Source organism: Candidatus Woesearchaeota archaeon (assembly GCA_018675335.1).
Taxonomy (GTDB): domain Archaea; phylum Nanobdellota; class Nanobdellia; order Woesearchaeales; family UBA11576; genus JABJCP01.
On sequence record JABGYH010000005.1, the window covers coordinates 48,845 to 63,835 of the forward strand.

Below are 14,991 nucleotides of genomic sequence, written 5' to 3' on the forward strand. Positions count from 1 at the left end.
AAAAAACCAAATCATTTTAGTGCATATCGCTCCAATTCAGAATTTGAAGAATTATTTATGCGTACTAATTTATTTTCTGAAACTAACTGTTCAAGATATGCGCAAACATCAAAATTAAATTTTGGCTGAGAGGTTTTAACATCTAACTCGCAAACATCAGAAACATCAGGTTGTTGACAAAGAAGCCAAGTTGCTCTTATCACAGCATATTTTCTTGCATCATAAACACTCAAAAACCAAGCCATAAGTCTACTTCGTGAATCTCCTGAACTTAATGCATCAGGAGTTCCCCCCCTCATAAAAAATAATTCATTAAGTTCACCTTCAGGTTTATGTTGTTCATATATTCCAGTATACACTATTCATCACACCAATTAATTCATAAAAGAATTAATTGTAAAAGAATTAAATCAGTCCTAATAAATCTAGGTTATATAATTGTATATTTAATTTAAACTTATTTTAATTAAAACTAAAAATTTATTAAAAGATAAAAAAAATAAAAGTTAGTGCATAATTACTTTACCCATTCCATCTCGAGGAAGCGTACTTTCAAAAAGCTGAGTGTATTTAGCAACTAAAATTGGAACTACTGTTTCTTTAAGAGGATATTGTAGTGCATTCTCAACTTCAAAAACTTCACCTTTAAACTGATGAACTAATTGCTCCACTGACGCTGCAGAGTATGAATCAGAATACATTGTTCCTTCAAATCCCGACTCAGTCATCTCAATTTTTAAAACTTTATAAAACTCAGTAGATCCTTCAGGCATCAATACAAATGCAGAACCAACATATGTAGCTCCCAAATTACTCAAAGTATAATCCAACAATTTCAAATCAAGTTTTTCAGAAATTGCTTGTTCGCCCATATCAAAAAAAGTAACTAATTGAGATAGTTCATCAATTCTATCAACAACTATATCTTCAAAGCCAGGTATTGATTCTTGTCTCAATTTAAAAGAATAAGTATTCCCCGAATAATTTATCGAAAGATTAACTGCGTCTTCTCCTGATTCAATTTCCCTAACATAACTTCTCATTGTTTGAAGATCAACTAATAATTCTTGTGCAACTTTTTTTGGTAATGCAACTTTTCGCTGCGCCAATTGAGTTCTAAGATTATCTGAAGTTTGTTTCATAATTTCAAATAAAGATAATTGAGTTTCAAGATTTACATCCATAATTCCTAGAAATATATAACTCATTTTTAAATATTGAGCTTGCATTTATAAACAAAATAGATAAAATAAGCAAGCTTCATTAAACTTCATGCAATGCAGCAGATTGAAGCAATATTTGAGTCATAGGATGATAAGTAACTGCTTGCTGTCTAAATTTTATTCGATCATCTTCTCGCACTATTGCAACTAATTCATCCACAGACATAGAATTGGGATGTGCTTTTAACGCTTTATAGATTGCTCTACTACAATATCCCATTACATTTAATTCCCCTGCAACGACTCCTTCTGAACTTGGACCCACCATTGATTGTGCAGGACCTTCGTAGGCTTTACCTTCTGATCCGATTAAAACTGTTCTTGCAGGCAAGTCATATTTAGCAAATTCTGAAGTATAACACCCATCTAAAATTAATAATTTTTGTCCCCTAAAATCAGATAATAATTCTAATAGTTTTTTAGGATTTAATTTTTCAGAAAGTCCAACAGGACCACCTAAACAAAGATTTCCCTCATAATCTCCATGGCCCGAAAAATAAAACATAAAAATTGCATCATTTGTAACTAAACCCCTAAATTTGTCTAGATTAGCAAATACTCCTTCAACAGTTGCATCATTTTTTAATAAATCTTGAATATTGCCATTAAATCCTCTTTGTTCAAACATCTTTTTAAGTTTTTTAACATCATTAACAACCCCATTTAAATTAAAACCAGGATGTCCGACCATCAGACCATAATTTCTTGCAGGAGCAACTCCAGATTCTAAACATTGAGTAAAAACAGGAGATTGTGGAACATAATCAAGTGGCCTATATTCAAATGCGTTAGATCCAGGAAATTTTAATATATCGCCCTCATTTAATTTTGTTTTTATTCCAACTGGCAATCTACAATTATTTAGAAAAGTACCATTATGTGAATTAAGATCAAGAAGAAATCCAGTTTCATCTTCAGTCGGAGGATAAATTATTGCATGATTTCGAGAAACTCTTGCTTCAAGAATTTGAATTGCAATTTGAGCATCATGTATTTCTTGAGGAGTTGTTCGCGCTTTTGCATCTTTAACTTCAGCAAATCTTCCTAGATGAGTTATTCGATCAATTACTAGCGCATCACCAGAATGCGTTCTTATTAATTTAACAGGTCGTATCATAATTTTCTTAATTTATTCAACCTAAAGAATATATAAAATTTTCTGTAATGTAACTACTATTAAAACGTAAAAAAACACAAAATAATAAGAAATTAAAAAATTAAATTAAAAATTCATAATCAACTTACTCTTTACGTAGTTCTTCAGTAAACATTTCAGCAAATTCATGTTTAAGTAATTCACCAAAATCAGAAGATAATAATTGAGTTAATAATCGAATAGCAACACCTGTTTTTGGATGAACCAAATATTCAGTTGTTATTGTTTTATTCACTTTTGAATCTTCTTCTAAAATTTTAGCAAAATCAGTTATTATAATTTTTGCAACAGTGTCTAAATTCTTTTTTGATCGCTCAGCTCCTAACAAAAATTTTAATGAACTAAACAAAGTTACTTCTTCTTCTTTAATTAATTCTTCCGCAAGTAAATCTAAAAATTCTTTACGAATTTTTGCATCTTGCAAAATTAAAGACAAGTTTTCTTCTAAATCAGAATGTTTTCTTCTAACTTCAAGAACTGAATGAACTAAAGCGAGTTGTGCATGTTCAATAAATTGATCTAATTTATCTACATGCTCGTCGAGTTTTTGTTTAAATCCTTCGACAACGTGATTTGGAATTTGAGTATCAGTCATTTTGTTTCACCTATTTTTTCTTTTTTGGAGGTTTATATTTTTTCAAATGTTTTGGAAAACCTTTCATATATTTTTCAGAATCCCCAATTCCTTCAGATACTTGTTTAAAATGATCAGTAATTTCTTCAGGAGATTTAACTTTTCCAAAGTCTATTTCAATACCTGCTTTGTTAAATGCCGATTTCAAATGACTCTTTAAAGATTTATCATCCTCTTGCCAACCAGTTCTAACATCCTCTAAAACTTCATTCTCTCTCACTTGTTTATGACGATAAGCCATATTTCCAGTTTGCCTAACCATAAAGTCATGATCAACTTCTGTATCTCTAAAATCATTATACCAATCGTTTTTTCCCTTACCAGTATAACCTTTAACAAATGTTGCAAGCATCCCTTCTTCATAACCATTTAAACCTTTATACTCGCCAGTAAGTTTAGTCATAAAATGTTTTGCATGTTCATCCCACACTTTGTCAGAAAGTTCTTTTGCTTGATTTTGCTTTAATCTAAAATCTTTTACATTGCCATGATCATCTTTTGTAACAGAACCAGATTTCATATATGTTGTCCACGCATGTAATGTGTCCAACTGCAAATTATTGGATTCGTTTGGAATGCCGTCTTTTAATTTCTTTGAATGTTTCTCATACTTTGACACTACGATCGCCTCCTTTAATGTGTCGTGAAATTTTAAAAAAATAATAAAAATTAATTAAATTATTACAAATATTATACAGTATTTAAATAATCAGTAATTTACCTATATAAAGTTTTCTATAATGCTCGATAAATTACAGTTTCAAAAATTTAAAAAATTTCAGAAATCCTAATACAGCATAAGTCAAATTAATATAATTAATATGACTCAAAAATAAATAATAGTCGTTACTACTAATAGATAACTAATTAAGAAGAGGTTAAAACAAAATGAAATCTAACGAATTAATTGAATGGAAAGAAAAAGTAACGTCTGCAACATCTTGGACAGAACTTATTGGAAAAGAACAAGCTAAACTATATAGATCAAGCATCGAAATGGGTTTACCAATTAAAATTGGTCAAGATCCTAAATTTCCTTTAGTACTGGGCACAACTCTAGACTATGGTGCAACATACCGTTTTGAAGAAATGGTTCAAACAAAAACTCCTGATCAAGAAAAACAACCTGATTGGTGTGGCAATTATATGAATGAACAAGGCAAGCACTTTCAAATTTTATCTGCAGCAGGAGTTCCAGTCATACAAACACCAAAAGGAACTAGAAGCTTCTACTCGGCGAGAAACATTTAACATGAAAAAATCAAACTAAATCATATGTAACTCCTCAACAAGTTTACGAAATTTTACAATAAACCAATCAAATTTTTTCTTTTCAATCATTTATGACTTTTTTGTCCCACTTTGTTCTACTGAGTTACAGATTTATTTAAAAAGGAATTTGCCTTATTTATAAATAGAGACTATTTAAATCACAGTCTTAAATTCATAAAATTAAACAATTAAATCAAAACGCATGAGAGGTTGATTAAATATGGCAAAAAAAACAACTACTAAAAAAGAAAAATCAAAAACAAATGAAGAAAAAGCACCTGCCGAATCTAGCGCACCTAAAGCTCCAGTGTCACCTGAACAAGCAGAAGAAATGATGAAAAATTTACCGCAAGATGTTCAAGACAAATTAGCAAACATCAAAGTTAAGTTAGACAAATTCCAAAAAGATATTGTGAAAAAATTTGATCAATATATCATGGGAGTTTCACTTCTTCCACCACCCCAAGATAAAGAGGGAAAAGTTGACAAAGATAAAATTAATGTTTTAGTTCTTGTTGACGATACAGATTCTAAAAAAATGAGTAAGTTTGAACTAAAAGACAAACTTTCAGCAATCATGATCAAGATGGGTCAAGAAATTGACAGCAATATTGTTGTTCAAACAATTATTCTTAGTGAAGTTTGGCAAAGTTGTTATGATGGAAAATATGATGTTTTAAAACTTATTGCAATGAGTGCTCCAGTTTATGATACAGGTATGATGTCTGCATTAAAAATTGGTGAAATTCACAGAACAATGGTTTTGAAAAAATTCGAAAAATATATTGTTTCGTATATTTTATTTGGATCATTAACTCGAGGTCAAGCAACTTCAGAATCAGACATTGATGTAGCAATTGTTGTTGACGATACAGATGTTAAAAAAATGACTCGTGCAGAACTTAAAGATAAACTTAGAGCAATTATTATGGGAATGGGAATTGAAGCAGGAGAAATGACTGGCATCAAAAACAAACTCAATATTCAAGTTTATATTTTAACTGATTTCTGGGACAGTGTAAAAGAAGCAAATCCAGTTATATTTACAATTTTAAGAGATGGTATTCCATTATATGATCGTGGAATGTTTATGCCTTGGAAACAATTATTACGAATGGGTAAAATAAAACCAAGCATGGAAGCAATTGACATGTTCATGAGTAGTGGAGAACAATTAGTAACAAGAGTTAAAGGAAGATTAAAAGGTCTGGTTGAAGCAGATATTTATTGGTCAACTCTAACACCATCTCAAGCAGCTTTAATGTTATATGGAATTCCACCACCAACTCCAAAAGAAACCGTTAATTTGTTAGAAGAAGTTTTTGTTAAAAAAGAGAAACTTCTCGAGCAGAAATATGTAGATATCATGAAAGATATTGTAAAATACTACAAAGGCATTGAACATGGTACAATCAAAGAAGTTAGTGGAAAAGAAATTGATGAGCTACTCGACAAATCAGAAAAATATCTTGCAAGAATTAAACGTCTTTTTGCACAAATTGAAAAACAAAAAGAACAAGAAAGTGTTTTACATGTTTATGAAACAGTTGTAACAATTGTTCGTGATGTTTTAAAACTTGAAGGTATTGAAAGATCTAAAGATATCGAAATTATGAAACTTTTTGAAACTGAACTTGTTCATAATGGTAAAATTCCTGAAAAATATCACCGAATGTTAACTGAAATTATGCAAGCTAAGAAAGATTACGACGAGAAAAAACTAACCAAAGTAGAAATTGAAAAAGTGAAAAAGACTAGTAAAGAAATGGTTAAGTTTTTAATTGAGTACATGCAAAGAAAACGTGGAAGAGAATTAGAAAGAGCAAGAATTAGAGTCAAACACGGAGATAAATATGGTGAAGTAATAATGCTAGGAAAACAAGCTTTCGTTTTTATTGACATTGATTCAGAAACTAAAGAAGTTAAAAAAGCAGACATCAATCCTAAAGGAAAATTAATTAATTATAATGAATCAACTTTAGAAGAATATGAAAAAGCTCTTGCTGAAATTGATATTCCCGCAAAAGTTTTCTTAAAAGAACCAATCTTTGAAGATCTTAAAGAAATCTTTGGAAAAGATGTAGAAATTTTATGGAATTATTAATTAAAATTACAAATTAATAATCAACCAAAGAAAATCAAAAATATTTTTTAAATTTTTTATTATCTTCTTTTTCTTATTTTTACAACACACATTTTTCTTTTTGTTATAATCGTATTATCCTACACACAATTAACAACTAATAACTAACAGAATGAATGATGTAGAAATCACCCCCAAATAGTAACAATTTCAGGAACATTTATAAATAAACAATTAAATAATTAAAAATCAGAAGAAAAAATCATCAAAAATTTAACAATTTTAACAATACACAAAATGGGCGAAGGAACAGTAATACACACAGACCTAGCAGAAATTACTGCAGGAGAATATACTCGAGTTAGTCTTGGACTCAAACCTTCCGGCTTAATTCATCTAGGTACTGCAATCACATTTTTACAAGGAGTACTTGCAGCCCAAGCGAATGATTCAGGAATTGTGGATGTATCAATAATGGATCTTGATTTTGATTATCAACGCGGACGTAGTTTTATTTCTTTTCTTCAAAAACCAGATAGTGAAGAATGTCACGAATTAATGAAAGAACACACATTAGAAGAATCAAAACAAATGCTTGGCGAAATGTGCGCAGTTTTAGGATTTGATCCAAAAAAAATAAACTTAAACTATTTTAGTGAAGTTACAAACACAGATGCATTTCAAGAATTACTATCATCATTATTTAGAGAAGATACTAGTCGAAGAATTTTAAGACAACACTTAATTGGAAATAGAGCAAAAAGTACGAGTCTTTTAGCCCCAATTTGTGAATGTGGATATGCATCAACAGTGCCACCAGTAATAACAACTAATGAGACTGAAGTAAATTTAAGAAGTACTTGTTATAATGAGTTATGTGATGTCAACAGATTTATGGTTAATTTAACAGATCCTAAAAAAGTAAATTTATTTTATCTTCTTGATCCAATTAGAGATTTAATTCCTAATGGATTTGGACAAGTAACTGATTTACACATGTTCGGAGGAGATTATGGAAATCCTTACGGAGAATCAAAAACTTGCAAAGCAGATAGAGTTATGGGTTTAATGAATGCAATATCTGATATCCCTCCCGATGTATATGTAGGTCCACTACTAAGATTTAATGGAACTAAACTAGGAAAATCTCAAGGAGGAAGTTATGAAATTACAAAAATGAGAACACAATTTCCCGATTGGGTTGAAAGACTTTATGATCTTCTTAAAAAAAATCCCGACAGAGTAATTGAAATGGATAAAAATGAAATGTATTTTAAATAACTAACAAATAATAAAAAAAATATTTAATCTAAAAAAATATTTTTAATTCACAATCCTAATTCGCTTTGTAAATATTCAACACATGCCCCAACTGAACGATCAAGATCTTTTAATGACCCACTATTATCAACAACATATTCAAATCCAGTTCCTGATACTGCAATTTCTGCATTTATTATTCTACTCCTATCAGAATCACTCATTTGTGCACCAACTCTTTTTCTAAAAACTGAAGCAGGAATTCCCCTATAATCTAAACATCGTTGTTCACGAATAGCTAAATCACCAGTTACATGAATCACATTATTATTTCCCATGTAAATCATACCTTTATCAGCAATTAATGCAGCATTAACTAATACCAATCCTTCAAAGCCCTCTTTTTGTCGTCGATATTCTCGATCGAGTGCAGGATAAATAATTCCTTCTAATTTTTCACGATATTTCACTGAAGAGAATGCGACCTTTCCAAGTTTTGCTTTATCAATTGCACCATCCGAACCTAAAACTGCAGGACCAAACGCTTCAATCACATCTGCAACAACGCGATTATGATATGGACATTCTGAATTAAAGTAAAGTCCTTCAACCAGCACATCAAGATCTAAATCTAAAACTGGAAACCTGGCTTGCGCAGCAATTAATTTTCCAACTTTGGTTTTTCCACTACCCATTCCACCAGTCAACCCAACAATTCTTTGATGTAATAATTTTTCTTCAAGTGCTTGTTTAACATTTAATGGAACAAACTCATGAACTGGTCCGCCTGCAAGTAATGTGTCTTTAATATATGAACTTGATAGTGCTTTTTCATTTTCCCCAGATTTAACAAAAATTGGAGTGGATTCAGATCCTAATTTTTTATACCACCAATCAAGATCAACTTCGAAATCAAAATCTGTCGAATTTCTAAGTCCTCTCAATAAAAAATCGACTCGATTCGCATACAAAAAATCAGGCAATAAATTCCCAAATCTAACAACTTCAACAGTAGGAAATTTTGCTAAAGCTTTCGTGGTTAACTCAGCTCGCTCACCACCACTAAATGCATATCTTGATTTTTTTCGGGGATTATCAGCAATCACAACCCATAATTTTTCAAATAGAGGTGCGAAAGTTTCAACTACACTAACATGCCCATTATGTAATGGATCTGCAGATAATGGATATACTGCATTCAACTTTTTTGTACCTAATATTGGTTCACTCATGGGTTCACTCATTAAAATCACCACCATTATTTGTTAAACATTTACTCAAATCAGCAACAGGAGTAGTAGTTAAATCATTTTCAGTCTCAGCATCATTTATGCTAGAATCAGCTCTTTTTTGTCGCGTGCCATAAATATCTACAGTTTCAGCACACAAGTATTTACTACAAATGAATACGTCTTTATAAAAATAATGATTCTCCACCACTTGTGTTTCATATCCATGTTCTTCTAAGAACGTTTGAACCCCACAATCATCAATTGTTTCCACCTGCATTTTATGATCTCCGAGTTCCAAACAAACATATTCTATTTGTCCAAGAACTTGAGTTCCAATTCCTTTTCCACGCACAGTACTTGATAAAAACAAATACATCGAAGAAACTCCCCCCAATCTATGCAGTTTCATAATTCCAACTGAATTTGTTTTTCCCCCACTAATTTGATTAATCGAATATGTTTCTCGATTACTTTGAATATGCAAATACACATCTTCCCAATCAACTCCAAATACTTTTTTAAGATGAGAAACGTATTCTTGTTCGACATCACAAAATTCACTCATAATCCCTGCACCACCCAAATCATCCAAATTACCCAAATTACCCAAATCACCTAACTCACCTATCTCATCCAAATCACAGTCCAACAAACCCTCTTCAATTAATTTTATTTCAATTGTCATATATTCTCACCCTAAAAATTTAATTTATTCTAGATTTTTCCCTGACTTTAATTTTTGATAATTGTTCATGGCAATATTCAAATCTTTACCAACAATTATTTGCCCATGATTTAACAAATTAACAACCACTCCCTCTCCCAAAAACTTTATTGCTTCAGTTGCAAGCTCCATTGTCCCACAAGGATACGCAACTTTTGTAGATGGAATATTTTGCATAGAAAGTAAATTTACATCATGAGTATGAATTATCGCACCCACATCAGGTCGTCCTAAATAAATCAAATAGTGCATTAAAGATTCTGATGATGGTTCTTTTTTTCCTTGATAAATTTCTAAGTTACAATTAACATCAACATCAGTTACATAAACTAAATCATTTTGTCCTAAATTTGTTTTATCTGCTTTTTTTGCAGTTATCAAAAATCCCCCCCCACAAGAAACACTAATATTTCCAAATGTTCCTCCATCCCATTTTGGCAATGCAGAATACATAGCAAGTTTACCCCCCACCCACCTAAATTTTTCTAAAAAACTCTTTAATTTCTGTTCATTCACATCAATTATTTTTTTGCTTGTTTTATAAATGCCAAATCGAGTTACATTTAGTCTATTTTCTAAATGATCTGCTAGCCCTTTTGCAATACTTAATTTATCGCCATACCAAGAATAACCTTGTTCAGGTGTAACAATTACTGCTCGGTGACTTTTGCAACTAACTTCTTCTAATAAATTTGCAACAACTAAATTTGAATGATTTTTTAATAATTCCAAATAAACTTTTTCTTTAAATTCTTCTTCACTCTTTCCAGTCTCTAATTTAAATGTTATTTGAAATGGTTTTTTATCCATTTGTTTTAATTCTTCACGCATCTTCCAAATAATTTTTTGTGTTGGAATAAACTTAACGTTTAAACCCGTGCCACTTCTAATTTTTTTATCAATAAATTCAGACGGAACATAATCAAGTACTGCAGCAGCATAAATTATTGCATCAAACTCTTCCTTCCTCACCAATGTTTTCATTTCTTCCAACATTTCAACAGGTGTTTCTACATTCAAAACTTTCAAATAACTTGGAGGCATGAATCTGCCAGGACCATAAACTAAAGTTACCTCTGCCCCCCTCAAATATAATTCATTAGCAATTTTTATTCCAAGTTCACCCGAAGATCGATTTTCAATATAACGCACTCTATCAATTTTTCCACGAGTAGGACCTGCATTAATCAAAAACTTTTTACCTTTTAAGTTAGATGAACTTTTCATTCGACAAAACTTAACTTTCATTTTTTCTACATTCATTTTTTCCTCCATAGCTATCACTAAGTAAAATATAATTTCAAAAACCAAAAAAAAACCTAAAAAAAACCAAAATTAAAAATCAATAATCCAAACATACTTTCCCCCTAACTCAAATATCTCACAAATGAATTATTGCAATCAACCAATATACAAGTTGGTTTTTTAACAAAATCCATTAATTCAAAACTCATAATAATTATTTCATCTCTTTTTTTTATTAAATGAGCAGCAGCACCATTCATACAAATTTGCCCACTTCCACGTGTTCCCGAAATTACATAAGTTTCAAGTCGAGAACCATTAGTATTATCTACAACTAAAACTTTTTCATATTCTAATAGTCCTGCAAGTTCCATTAACTGTTCATCAATTGTTATACTGCCAACATAACTCAAGTCAGCTTCCGTAACTATTGCTTTATGAATTTTTGATCTTAACATTTGTTTCATCATCAATCACCTCCTGTTCTTTTTAACAAACCTTTATTTTTTGATAAGCTCAACAGTGCTTCTAAACTTATTCTAGATATTTTTATTTTACTAGAATCATGATCACCAATTAATGAATTAACTTCACCCCAAACTAGATTATCAACCTCAGAACTTAATTGAGGAGTTTGAGAATAAGGCATTGGAGCAGCATACATGTCAACTCTGCATTCACGTTCGCCAAGAGTAGTAATTGAGGTAAATAGATATGTTAATTGAGATTGATCTATGCTAACACCTATCTCTTCTTCTACTTCTCGAACACCTGTTCGCTTAAGATCCCAATACTTTATTTCTTCAAAATCTTGTTTACCGCCTGGAAAAACATATTCGCCAGGATAATGTCTAAAGTTATCAGGCCGTTTTGTGAGTAATACTTCCAAGTTTGCATCCCGCTCAATATCAACATCAGAATTTAATGCTAATATGGGAGAATAATATTTAGAAGATTGCAAATGAGACGGCAATACTCTCCTATATAATATTACTTGTGCAGCCAAAATATATCCCGATTCAATGCCAACACTTTCACCATCTAAACTAACTCCATTTTTTTGTTGTTCATTCATGTTTATCACAAGAATAACTAGCCAACGCCAAAATTTAAAGATTATCCCTAAATCTTTAAAGAACCCTAAAGATTAGAAAAAAAATTTAAAAAAAACAAAAAGTTTAAATATAAATAAAAACATTCAATTAAATTATGAAGCTTCACGAACGTAAACTTCAAGAGATTTCTGGTTCTTTACTAGTTTCAATACCCAAAGCTTGGGCAAATCAATTCAAATTAAAAAAAGGAAGTAAAGTTGAGATTGGAGAAGCTGAGTTTTCACTCCAATTAGCACCAAAACTTGATAGAATCAAAACTAAAAGTCGAGAATTAATAGATTATGATGAACGTTTTGTTAGAAAATTTATGAGATTATACCTTAAAGGAACTGATGAAATTGTCATTGCTCATAAAAATTCTTTTTCAACACATGACAAAAAATCAATTCAAAAAAATCTTGAAGGTTTTATGAATGTCCAAATAATTGAAGAACATTCAGATAAAATTGTAATTCAAAATTTTGACATAACTGACTTAACAATAGAACAATGTCTCAAAAGAATGTATTTTCTCACGAAAAATATGATTGTTGGAGTAATAGAACAATCAGACGATATTCATTCTATTGATTCAAATTTGCATAAATTTTATTTTTTACTAGTCAGGTTAATTCGAAAAGATTTAGATGAAGGATTATACGCAGAAAAAAAAATGCACCTTATTCGCTATATGGATTATAGAATGGCGAGTGAAAAGATAGAACGTATCGGAGATTTATTAAAAGTTATTAATCACAAGAAAAAAGACAAAATACTCATTCAACAACTCAAATTTATCGAAAAAGAATATGAAGCTACATTTAATGCATTTGTGAAAGAAGATTTCAAAACAGCAATGGAGCTTTGGAAAAAACGAAATCAAATTAATAAAGATTTTAAGACACTTAGAACTGAAATTGCAGAAATTCACGAATTTATTGTACAAATATCAAAATTGATAAGATAATCCTAAAATCTAAAAAAAAATATTAATTCAAAAGAAAAGTATAAATATTAATCATAAAAAAATTAAAATCCACAAATAAACAAATTAAACTCATCAAATAAATTAAAATCAAAAAAGAGGATGAAAAGAAGTGTTAGAGCAATTTTTTAATTGGGCAAGCCAGTATTTTAGTTATACTGCAGGGCTATGGGCGATTTCTTTAATAGTTCCACTAATTATAATATACTTAATTAAACCAAGACCCAGAAAAAAGAAAATTCCAGCACTCATGTTTCTAATGAAAGAAAACAAAAAACTTAGTAAAAATTCATTATTTCAAAGACTTATTAAAAATCCAATTCTATTATTACAAATTTTAATAATACTAATTGCCGCAGCAGCAATTGCAAAACCATTTATTTTAGTTAGCGAATCAAGTTATGTTGAAAATACCATATTAGTTATTGATTCAAGTGCTAGTATGCAAGCAAAGTATTCTGGAGAATTTGGAGATTCGGATTCTAGATTTAAAAAAGCTATTGAATTAGCTCAAATTAACCTAGGTGAAAAAAACACAGTAATTATTGCAGCATCAACTCCTGAAATCGCATTAAAAAATGAAGAAAAAGAAACTACTAAAAGTTTTTTACAAAATCTAAAACCAAAAGATACACGTTCAGGATTATTTGATGCAATTTTATCTTCAACCAATTTTGCAAAAGAAGGAGATGTAGTAGTCGTTATTTCAGATTTTATTGAAACTGAATCCGATAAAGGAATAGATACTGCAAAAAAGATTTTAAAAAGTCGTGGCATTAAAACTCAATTTATTAGTTTAATTGACGAAACTTCAAAAATTATTAAAAATGTAGGAATAATTAGTGTTGAAGTAAGCGATAAATTTACTACAGTTCATATCAAAAACTTTAATGATGTTGAGGAAACTGTAGGCATTAGTGTTAATGGTAAATCAAATTCTAATATTTCAGCAAATCAATTAAATATTGATCCTAAAAGTCAAGAAATGTTTTCATTTTCTAATATGCCAGGAATTACCACAGTTAAGATTACGGTTCCAGGAGATGAATTTGAACTCGACAACACAGCATTTGTAAGCACTCCAACAACAAATAAAGTTGACTTATTATATATTAACAGCAAAAGATCAAAGTATTTAGGAACCGCGCTTGATGTGTTAGATAATATAAATCTTAAAGAAGCAGGTCCGCCTAAAATTTCTATAGGCTCAGAACCAATTATACTACTGGGAGAAATCACTCCAAATTTACTTCTTCCTCAAACATTTAGAAACATAGAGAAAAAAGTTAAGAATGGTGCAGCGTTAATTATTACAAGTCATGATGATATGTTCCAAATCGACTATAAGGGAATGTTACCTATTTTATTAAATGATGATGGATTTATGAACGATAGCACAGTATTTATCGATCAAGTAAATCCTTTAACTAAAGATATTAATTTTGGAAAAATTTCAAAACATTTTAATGTTAGTGCTCAAGAGGGAGTTAATGTGATTGCAAGCACAAATACTGGAGTTCCAATTCTAGCTTTCAAAAAACATGATGAAGGGACAGTAGTTTATTATGGAATTTTTGATGAAAATAGTGATTTTAAACGTGATATGTATTATCCTATTTTTTGGAAAAGACTTACTGATTTTTTAGTTAATAAAGTTAGCTTAAGAAATATTAATAAAAAAACAGGAGATTTATTGAGTTTTACTGAACCAACTTCAGTTTTAACTCCTACAGGAAATGTTAAAACAAATATTTTAAAGTTTACTAAACAAGGAGTTTATGAGTTAGAAGATAAAAAAATTGTTGCAAATCTTGCTAGTGTTAAAGAATCAAATATTAATTCAAATGGAGTTTTACAAAAAGCATTATCTGATCCAATTGAAAAAAAAGAGGAAATGGTTCCTGAAAATATTAGCAAATATGTAATTTATGGTTTGCTTGCATTTTTATTTTTAGAATTGCTTGCATTAAAAATTAGAGGAGACATTTAAGTATGACCTGCATTCAGACTCGAGAAAATTCAGACTCTAAATAAACACAAACAAATAAAATTTCAAAACAATCTTAAAAAATAGAGGAATTAA

15 protein-coding genes are annotated in these 14,991 nt (G+C 30.1%); 5 read left to right on the forward strand and 10 right to left on the reverse strand.

Annotated features, from left to right (window positions below; genetic code table 11):
• Positions 1-11: 11 nt before the first annotated feature.
• The 5 genes from HN587_03575 to HN587_03595 form a co-directional block, all read right to left on the reverse strand.
• Positions 12-359, reverse strand: a complete 348-nt coding sequence (locus tag HN587_03575) for a hypothetical protein (protein ID MBT7902919.1) — start codon at positions 357-359, stop codon at positions 12-14.
• Between the two features lie 147 nt (positions 360-506).
• Positions 507-1,184, reverse strand: a complete 678-nt coding sequence (locus HN587_03580; GenBank protein MBT7902920.1) for a hypothetical protein — start codon at positions 1,182-1,184, stop codon at positions 507-509.
• Positions 1,185-1,263: 79 nt separating this feature from the next.
• Positions 1,264-2,340 carry an FHA domain-containing protein gene (locus HN587_03585; GenBank protein MBT7902921.1) on the reverse strand — a complete coding sequence of 359 codons (1,077 nt, stop codon included), beginning with the start codon at positions 2,338-2,340 and terminating at the stop codon, positions 1,264-1,266.
• Positions 2,341-2,464: 124 nt separating this feature from the next.
• Positions 2,465-2,974: a hypothetical protein gene (locus HN587_03590; GenBank protein MBT7902922.1), complete on the reverse strand. Its 510-nt coding sequence runs from the start codon at positions 2,972-2,974 to the stop codon at positions 2,465-2,467.
• A gap of 10 nt (positions 2,975-2,984) precedes the next feature.
• Positions 2,985-3,632, reverse strand: a complete 648-nt coding sequence (locus tag HN587_03595) for a hypothetical protein (protein MBT7902923.1) — start codon at positions 3,630-3,632, stop codon at positions 2,985-2,987.
• Between the two features lie 269 nt (positions 3,633-3,901).
• On the opposite strand from HN587_03595, the gene HN587_03600 reads away from it, so the two are divergent.
• The 3 genes from HN587_03600 (at position 3,902) to HN587_03610 (ending at position 7,649) form a co-directional block, all read left to right on the forward strand.
• Entirely contained in the window at positions 3,902-4,264 is a 363-nt protein-coding gene (locus tag HN587_03600; protein ID MBT7902924.1) for a hypothetical protein, read from the forward strand.
• Positions 4,265-4,505: 241 nt separating this feature from the next.
• Complete coding sequence (locus tag HN587_03605) at positions 4,506-6,389, forward strand: hypothetical protein (protein ID MBT7902925.1); 1,884 nt, start codon at positions 4,506-4,508, stop codon at positions 6,387-6,389.
• Positions 6,390-6,665: 276 nt separating this feature from the next.
• Positions 6,666-7,649: a hypothetical protein gene (locus tag HN587_03610; protein ID MBT7902926.1), complete on the forward strand. Its 984-nt coding sequence runs from the start codon at positions 6,666-6,668 to the stop codon at positions 7,647-7,649.
• Positions 7,650-7,696: 47 nt separating this feature from the next.
• On the opposite strand, the gene coaD is transcribed toward HN587_03610, so the two are convergent.
• The 5 genes from coaD to HN587_03635 form a co-directional block, all read right to left on the reverse strand.
• Complete coding sequence (gene coaD / locus HN587_03615) at positions 7,697-8,872, reverse strand: pantetheine-phosphate adenylyltransferase (protein ID MBT7902927.1); 1,176 nt, start codon at positions 8,870-8,872, stop codon at positions 7,697-7,699.
• Positions 8,865-9,545 (reverse strand): hypothetical protein, encoded by a 681-nt coding sequence (locus HN587_03620; protein ID MBT7902928.1) that lies wholly within the window; start codon positions 9,543-9,545, stop codon positions 8,865-8,867. Before HN587_03620 ends, coaD begins: the two co-directional genes overlap by 8 nt.
• Before the next feature lie 24 nt (positions 9,546-9,569).
• Entirely contained in the window at positions 9,570-10,847 is a 1,278-nt protein-coding gene (locus HN587_03625) for a hypothetical protein (protein ID MBT7902929.1), read from the reverse strand.
• A 104-nt stretch (positions 10,848-10,951) separates the two neighbouring features.
• Entirely contained in the window at positions 10,952-11,296 is a 345-nt protein-coding gene (locus tag HN587_03630) for an aspartate 1-decarboxylase (GenBank protein MBT7902930.1), read from the reverse strand.
• 2 nt (positions 11,297-11,298) lie between these two features.
• Entirely contained in the window at positions 11,299-11,904 is a 606-nt protein-coding gene (locus HN587_03635) for an NUDIX domain-containing protein (protein ID MBT7902931.1), read from the reverse strand.
• A gap of 134 nt (positions 11,905-12,038) precedes the next feature.
• Here HN587_03635 and HN587_03640 point away from each other — a divergent pair, with 134 nt between their 5' ends.
• Both HN587_03640 and HN587_03645 read left to right on the forward strand, forming a co-directional pair.
• Positions 12,039-12,890 carry a phosphate uptake regulator PhoU gene (locus HN587_03640; GenBank protein ID MBT7902932.1) on the forward strand — a complete coding sequence of 284 codons (852 nt, stop codon included), beginning with the start codon at positions 12,039-12,041 and terminating at the stop codon, positions 12,888-12,890.
• Positions 12,891-13,020: 130 nt separating this feature from the next.
• Positions 13,021-14,898: a hypothetical protein gene (locus HN587_03645; protein MBT7902933.1), complete on the forward strand. Its 1,878-nt coding sequence runs from the start codon at positions 13,021-13,023 to the stop codon at positions 14,896-14,898.
• Positions 14,899-14,991: the final 93 nt, after the last annotated feature.

Coding starts and splice junctions, on each gene's coding strand:
- HN587_03580 (MBT7902920.1), bottom strand. CDS start 1,184: ATGGATGTAAATCTTGAAACTCAATTATCTTTATTTGAAATTATGAAA.
- HN587_03585 (MBT7902921.1), bottom strand. CDS start 2,340: ATGATACGACCTGTTAAATTAATAAGAACGCATTCTGGTGATGCGCTA.
- HN587_03590 (MBT7902922.1), bottom strand. CDS start 2,974: ATGACTGATACTCAAATTCCAAATCACGTTGTCGAAGGATTTAAACAA.
- HN587_03600 (MBT7902924.1), top strand. CDS start 3,902: ATGAAATCTAACGAATTAATTGAATGGAAAGAAAAAGTAACGTCTGCA.
- HN587_03605 (MBT7902925.1), top strand. CDS start 4,506: ATGGCAAAAAAAACAACTACTAAAAAAGAAAAATCAAAAACAAATGAA.
- HN587_03610 (MBT7902926.1), top strand. CDS start 6,666: ATGGGCGAAGGAACAGTAATACACACAGACCTAGCAGAAATTACTGCA.
- coaD (MBT7902927.1), bottom strand. CDS start 8,872: ATGAGTGAACCCATGAGTGAACCAATATTAGGTACAAAAAAGTTGAAT.
- HN587_03620 (MBT7902928.1), bottom strand. CDS start 9,545: ATGACAATTGAAATAAAATTAATTGAAGAGGGTTTGTTGGACTGTGAT.
- HN587_03625 (MBT7902929.1), bottom strand. CDS start 10,847: ATGAATGTAGAAAAAATGAAAGTTAAGTTTTGTCGAATGAAAAGTTCA.
- HN587_03630 (MBT7902930.1), bottom strand. CDS start 11,296: ATGAAACAAATGTTAAGATCAAAAATTCATAAAGCAATAGTTACGGAA.
- HN587_03635 (MBT7902931.1), bottom strand. CDS start 11,904: ATGAATGAACAACAAAAAAATGGAGTTAGTTTAGATGGTGAAAGTGTT.
- HN587_03640 (MBT7902932.1), top strand. CDS start 12,039: ATGAAGCTTCACGAACGTAAACTTCAAGAGATTTCTGGTTCTTTACTA.